The sequence below is a fragment of the Paenibacillus sp. PastM-3 genome (genome assembly GCF_029893965.1).
Taxonomy (GTDB): Bacteria; Bacillota; Bacilli; order Paenibacillales; family Paenibacillaceae; genus Paenibacillus_AQ.
In genome coordinates this window covers 1-6,123 of the sequence record NZ_JARXXP010000063.1, presented here as the reverse complement: position 1 = coordinate 6,123, position 6,123 = coordinate 1, and the positions used below count along the sequence as shown (strand labels likewise).

The following is a 6,123-nucleotide window of genomic DNA, read 5'->3' as shown; positions in this document are numbered from 1 at the left end:
ATTCAGGATACAGCCCGGGCTATCGAAGCAATCCGGATCTCTGGAGATATGGTTCGACCTCTACGGGATGGCCTGCAGGCAGCCGAGCGGGAGTTTGACCAGTTACGGCGTATGCCTCGGATAAGTGGAATCCTAACCGAAACTGTCAAGGAACTGAAGGATGCTGTCCGGGAATCCACTCAGTTGCACCAGAACTTGCAGCAGATTGCCCGTATTCGGATGCCATCCAACATGTTTGGTAACGACCTGCAGCGATACACACGTGACATGCAGGACCTGGAACGCCGTATGCGGGACATAAACAGGATTCAGGGCCCGCAGCCTGCTGATCCTGGAAGCGGAGGCGGTGGGGGCGGTGGCGGAGCTGATGACAGTTCAGGCATGTGGGCTCTTGGCGGTGCAGTTCTTGCCGGCGGAGCTGCTGCTGGGATAGCTGCTGGGGTCGGCTTGGCCGCCCATCAAGTATTTTCATTTTCAGAGGAATACCAGCAGGCAATTAATAAAATGGATTTTGCAACTAATTCATCAGAAAAAGAAATCCAAGAATACGGAAAAAGCCTTATTAATCTGTACAATATGAAGCTCGGTGAAGGTTTGTTTGACATATCCGAAGGTATGGCGACTGTACAGCAAGCCACTCAGGAAACCGGAAAAGAACTTGAGAAAACGTCCAGGTATGCAATCCTCTACAGGGATGCTGTCGGCGAGGATATCAAAGAGTCTGTTAAGGCCGCCGATACCATGAGTAATGTTTTTGAGCAGAACACCGGCGACATGTACAACTTGCTTGCTCAAGGATGGAAAAAAGGACTGGATCAGTCATCTGAATTGCTTGATTCCGCCAATGAATATAGCGTGTATTTTAAGAAAATTGGCTTTGATGCAAACCAGATGTTCGACACCTTCGCGGCTGGACTTGACGCAGGGGCATTCAATTTGGATAAAGTCGGGGACGCAGTAAAGGAGTTTGGTATTCGTTCAAAAGATGGCTCCAAAACGAGTACAGAGGCTTACAAGATTCTCGGGTTGAATGCCGAGAGAATGACGGCAACATTCGCAGCAGGCGGTCCTGCAGCAAAGAAGGCCTTTGACCAAGTTGTTGCCTCGATAGCAGCGGTTAAAGATCCGGTGAAGCAATCAGCTGCTGCAGTCGGCTTATTCGGTACACAGGCGGAAGATTTGGAAATCGGCGTTATCACTTCTCTTGGCAATGTAAAGAGTCAGTTTGATTCGACAAAGCAGACCATGGAAGAAATTCAGAAAGTAAAGTTCAATACCATCGGTCAGGCATTCGGCAGTATGGGCAGAACACTTCAAACCAGCCTGATCCTTCCGATCAGCAAAGAACTGCTGCCAATTTTCAGCGGGCTGGCCGGAAAAATGACAACCTGGGTTCCGGCTGTCGTCGGAGCGTTTGGCAGAGTAGGCGGAGCTGTCAAAGAGGCTGCAGTTAATGTTAAATGGCTGTTCGAGAATGGGTTTGACGGAAAAATGGAAGGCGTAACTGTCGATTATCTGACAGCTTTTGGACTGGACAAGGGGACTGCAGAGGAGATCGCAAGCAGGGCCGGGTTAATGTATGACTCCATTGCCGGTGTAGTGGATGATGTGAAGGGTTTATTCCGTGGCGGAATCAATATGGCCGCCATGTTCGGTTTCAAAAAGAAGGACATGAAGAGCATAACCTCTGGCTTTGAAGATACGATCGGCGAGCTCATGAAATACTGGGCTGGTTTTGGGAAAAACCTGCTGGGCCTGTGGCCGAGTATTCGGGAAATGTTTGTGTCCGTCGGAAATATCGTTAGAACTGTGGCTCCGATCATTGGAACAATGGCGACTACAGCAACAAACGGATTTTTAACGATTTACAGGTCGCTCATACCCATCGGTGAATACCTGGCCGGAAAAATGTGGCCGATCATCAGCAACATTTTTAATTATTTGGGCACGCAGGTCTTCCCGCAGGTTTCCCGACTGGTCGATGCTCTGGTTCCTAAGATTATGAGCATCGCAGGTAAAGCGCAGGAGGCTTTCGGTGCAATCGGTGGCTGGATCAGCCGCACGTTTACTGAGCTTAAGCCTACTCTGGACAACCTCTTTGCAACTTTTGAGTTTGTTTGGGGCGCTATCAAGGTTGTCGTGACCAATGCAATAGACGCCATCGGCGGCGTGATCAGTGGGCTCATGACATCACTGGGCGGAGTCATCGACTTTATAACCGGTGTGTTTGCGGGTGATTGGGGCAAGGCATGGCAAGGTGTACGGGATGTGTTTACTGGGATATTCGAGGGACTCGGGGCACTGCTGGCATTTCCGATCAATGTTGCTGTGGATGCCATCAACGCGGCTATTCGAGGCATCAACAAGGTCAAATTTGACGTGCCGGACTGGGTACCGGGAATGGGCGGGGAATCGTTCGGCTTTAAGATTCCTGAAATCCCGAAGATCGGCGGTTATGCCGAGGGCGGTTATGTTGACCGGCCGGAGCTGGCATGGGTCGGGGAAGGGCGATCGCCGGAGTGGATCATCCCGGAGAATAATTCTGCACGCTCACAGAGTTTGCTGGCAGCAGCTAACCGGAGCATGGGCGGCGGGAACACTTCCTCAACGACAACTGTTGGCGATTTTGTCTACAGCCCATCATTTAATTTCTATGGCCCAGCCGATCAAGAGGCTGTTAAGGACATGGAGCAGCGTAACCGGCAGGAATTTAGCAAGCAGTTTGAGGATTATAAACGTCAGCAGCAGAGGGTGAGCTTTGGATGACCACATATAAGACAGTTCAAGGCGATACCTGGGATGGGATCGCCTATTTGCTTTACGGCCAGGCAGAGCTGATGACGCTGCTACTGGCAGCAAATCCAGAACACACACAAACAGTGCTATTCTCTGGCGGCATCATTTTAAACGTGCCAGATAAGCCCGTAGACGCCTCGCAGACGCTGCCGCCTTGGCGTAGGGAGGAATAACCTTGGAAAAGATGCAGGATGCCCGCAGGGCGGTGCTGTTGGTTAATTACAACGGGAAGGACGTCACTGAGGACATATCCAAGGCACTGACGTCCTTTAGCTATAACGATGCTGCGGCGGGCACGCTGGATGATATATCGCTGGCGCTTGAGGATAGGGATCGGAATTGGCAAGGACCATGGGAGCCGGCAGCAGGAGACAAGATCAAAGCGGAGATCCGCACAATCAATTGGGATAAGCCCGGGGAAATTAAAAGCCTGCCTCTCGGCAAGTTTGAGGTAGATACTTTCGACTTTGCTGGTCCTCCGGATGCCGTTACAATTAAGGCGGTTTCCCTGCCGGTGAGCTCTAATGTCCGGCAGGAGAAGCGCACCAAGTCCTGGGAAAAGACAACCTTGAAGACACTGGCTGGCGAGGTGGCCAATCGCGCCGGACTCAAGCTTTTGTATGAAGCTACAGACAACCCATCATTTGACCGGATCGAGCAGGCGGGGATATCTGACCTTGCCTTTTTACTGGATACAGCGACCAAAGAGGCTATAGCAATTAAGGTTTCGGGCAACAAGCTGGTGTTGTTTGATGAGTTTGAATATGAGCAGCAGCCAGCAATCGCCACAATTACGCGCGGCGATAGCAATGTGCTAGGATATTCGTTTAATTGGTCAACTGCATATGTTGCTTACCGGGCGGCGGAGCTGACCTATACTGACACAAAAAAGAAGGTAACATACAAAGCCACTTACTCACCTCCGGGAGCACCAAAAATAGGCCCTGTGCTCAAGCTTAACGAACAGGTGGACTCACAATCAGCAGCGCTCAGGCAAGCCCTAAAGGGTCTGCGCGCGAAGAATAAGGAAGCGGGTAAAGGCTCCCTGAATTTGATGGGCGATATCCGGATGGCGACTGGCCTGACCATCAATATCAAGGGCTGGGGGAGATTTGATGGCAAATATATAATCGAATCCTGTTCACAAGTAGTGGGCAGTGGTGGGTATACGACAAGTATCGGAATTAGAAAGGTATTGGGGTGGTAATGATGATTCGAACAGGCATTGTATCAACGGTCAATACGGCATCACGAACTGTCCGGGTAATCTATCCGGATAAAGATAACCTCGTCTCCGGCGAGCTGCCAGTGATTGGACCGACCATGATCGGGATTGTACCGGTGGAGCTGCCCGCAGTGGGTGAGTCCGTCCTTGTCGTTTATCCCGATAACAGCACGGACGGTTACTGCCTCGGTGTTATCCCTGGGGGTGTTTCTTAATGGCGATGAGCAAAATTGGCAGCCTCGGAACAGTGGTTTTTGTGGTTTCCCCGGAGGCAACCCGGACCTTCCAAGACTTTAGTCGGAATGTAGCCAGCAGATACGCAAAGCATGAAATCTTAGGGCAAAAGCCTAAAACCCAATGGCTCGGTCCGGGGCTTGATACGATATCGTTCACGATGTGGCTTGACGCGCGGCATGGTCTCAACCCCCGTAAAGAGCTGGATAGATTGATCGAGCTTGAACGTGCGGGTAAGGCCCTACCACTAATAGTAGGAAAGAAAGGCATTGGTACTGGTCTATGGATTATTACCGGGCTTAGCCAGGTCTGGAAGCGTATAGATAATTCGGGGAACGTCCTATTTGCGACGGTTAATGTTAGTCTGGAGGAATACGTAAAATGAGCATATACACAGTAGATATGATGCAGCCGTCAGGTATAGATTTCGCGCCGGCCACCACTGCGGCAGAGGTCGCCCAAAATATTCGGACAATCCTCAAGACTTCACTCGGCAGCGCGCCACTGGCTCGGGATATCGGGCTGGATTACTCAATCATTGATGATCCGTATCCAATCGCACAGGCTCGCCTGATGGGTGAGATCATGACGGCTGTAGCCGAGCAGGAGCCTCGGGCGGTAGTGACTGAGGTATCTTTTAAGGGTGAGTTTGAGGACGTGCTGACAGGGCGCCTTCTGGCTGTGGTGAGGTTCAGTTTGGCAGAGGGGGTGCAGTGAGTTGGTGCAATTTGTGGATTTACCGGATATACAGTTTGTCGCTGAGGATGCGGCAGAGACGCAGCAAAGTATCATAACCGTATATGAGGGCCTAACTGGCCGTACACTACAGCCCGCCGATCCGGTGAGGCTGTTTTTGTCTTCCCTCGCGACTATTATCGTTCAGCAGCGGGTGCTTATCAACCAGACGGCCAAAGGTAATCTGCTACGGTATGCATCCGGGGTGCTGCTGGATCATATGGGGGCCTTTCAGGGGTCTGAGCGGCTGGACGCAGCTGCAGCTATTACAACGCTGCAGTTTACGCTGTCCATACCCTTATCTTCCGTTACCGCCATCCCGGCGGGGACCCGGGTCGGGGCGCAGGGCGGGGACGGCTCCATATTTTTTGCAACAACAGAGTACCTGGAGATTCCAGCCGGGGCAACAACCGGCACAGTCACAGCTGAGTGCGCTACGGCCGGGCCATCCGGTAACGGATTTCTACCGGGGCAAATCAATGTGCTGATGGATCAACTGCCCTTTGTGCAGGCCGTAACCAATCTGACGGCAAGCAGCGGCGGGGCTGCGGTGGAGACGGATGCTGCATACCGTGAGCGTATCCGTACCGCGCCGGAGTCATACAGTACTGCCGGCCCAAAGGGAGCCTATGAGTTTTGGGCAAAATCAACATCCGCAGCAATCCTGGATGTGTATGCTTACTCGCCGGCAGCCGGCCGGGTTACGATTGTCCCGTTGCTTGTCGGCGGGGTGATTCCCGGCCAGGACGTACTTGATGCAGTGGCAGAGACGCTGGAGGACAGGGGCATCCGGCCATTAACTGACCTGGTGACGGTAACAGCGCCGGCGGCTGCTGCTTACAATACGGTTCTGACCTACTACATCAACCGGAGTCGAGCGGCAGAGGTGCCTGCCATTCAGGCGGCTGTCACTGCGGCCGTTGCTGCTTATCAGCTCTGGCAGCGGTCAAAGCTTGGCCGGCATATTAATCCGTCTGAGCTGATTGCTCGCGTTATGGCAGCCGGAGCACAGCGGGTTGTGCCGACCTCGCCGGTATATACTGCCCTGACCCCGTTGCAGGTTGCGCAAGAGGGCACAACAACAATCAATTATGGAGGGTTAGTCGATGATTAAGCTGCAGACAGTGAGCCTG

The 6,123-nt window shown here is 52.4% G+C and carries 7 protein-coding genes; all 7 read left to right on the top strand.

Annotated elements, in window-relative coordinates; all coding sequences use genetic code 11:
* The first annotated feature begins 231 nt into the window (after nt 1-231).
* Genes M2108_RS31105 through M2108_RS31075 form a run of 7 tightly spaced genes read left to right on the top strand, consistent with a single transcriptional unit; the run spans nt 232 to nt 6,104 of the window.
* Complete coding sequence (locus tag M2108_RS31105) at nt 232-2,766, top strand: phage tail tape measure protein (RefSeq protein WP_277473324.1); 2,535 nt, start codon at nt 232-234, stop codon at nt 2,764-2,766.
* Nucleotides 2,763-2,969 (top strand): tail protein X, encoded by a 207-nt coding sequence (locus M2108_RS31100; RefSeq protein WP_277473325.1) that lies wholly within the window; start codon nt 2,763-2,765, stop codon nt 2,967-2,969. The genes M2108_RS31105 and M2108_RS31100 overlap by 4 nt, the downstream gene beginning before the upstream one ends.
* An 11-nt stretch (nt 2,970-2,980) precedes the next feature.
* The gene (locus M2108_RS31095) at nt 2,981-4,003 is read left to right on the top strand and encodes a phage late control D family protein (protein WP_277473329.1); all 1,023 of its coding nucleotides are present in this window, start codon (nt 2,981-2,983) and stop codon (nt 4,001-4,003) included.
* Nucleotides 4,003-4,236, top strand: coding sequence for a hypothetical protein (locus tag M2108_RS31090; protein ID WP_277506479.1), 234 nt, complete (start codon nt 4,003-4,005; stop codon nt 4,234-4,236). Before M2108_RS31095 ends, M2108_RS31090 begins: the two co-directional genes overlap by 1 nt.
* The gene (locus tag M2108_RS31085) at nt 4,236-4,640 is read left to right on the top strand and encodes a phage tail protein (protein WP_277473327.1); all 405 of its coding nucleotides are present in this window, start codon (nt 4,236-4,238) and stop codon (nt 4,638-4,640) included. Before M2108_RS31090 ends, M2108_RS31085 begins: the two co-directional genes overlap by 1 nt.
* On the top strand, nt 4,637-4,972 hold the full coding sequence (locus tag M2108_RS31080) for a lysozyme (protein WP_277473328.1): 336 nt from the start codon (nt 4,637-4,639) through the stop codon (nt 4,970-4,972). Before M2108_RS31085 ends, M2108_RS31080 begins: the two co-directional genes overlap by 4 nt.
* Before the next feature lie 4 nt (nt 4,973-4,976).
* Nucleotides 4,977-6,104, top strand: coding sequence for a baseplate assembly protein (locus tag M2108_RS31075; RefSeq protein WP_277473330.1), 1,128 nt, complete (start codon nt 4,977-4,979; stop codon nt 6,102-6,104).
* The last annotated feature ends 19 nt before the right edge of the window (nt 6,105-6,123 follow it).

Excerpts from the sequence above, each read along its gene's own strand:
- M2108_RS31105 (WP_277473324.1), top strand. The coding sequence starts at position 232 with ATGTTTGGTAACGACCTGCAGCGATACACACGTGACATGCAGGACCTG.
- M2108_RS31100 (WP_277473325.1), top strand. The coding sequence starts at position 2,763 with ATGACCACATATAAGACAGTTCAAGGCGATACCTGGGATGGGATCGCC.
- M2108_RS31095 (WP_277473329.1), top strand. The coding sequence starts at position 2,981 with ATGCAGGATGCCCGCAGGGCGGTGCTGTTGGTTAATTACAACGGGAAG.
- M2108_RS31090 (WP_277506479.1), top strand. The coding sequence starts at position 4,003 with ATGATGATTCGAACAGGCATTGTATCAACGGTCAATACGGCATCACGA.
- M2108_RS31085 (WP_277473327.1), top strand. The coding sequence starts at position 4,236 with ATGGCGATGAGCAAAATTGGCAGCCTCGGAACAGTGGTTTTTGTGGTT.
- M2108_RS31080 (WP_277473328.1), top strand. The coding sequence starts at position 4,637 with ATGAGCATATACACAGTAGATATGATGCAGCCGTCAGGTATAGATTTC.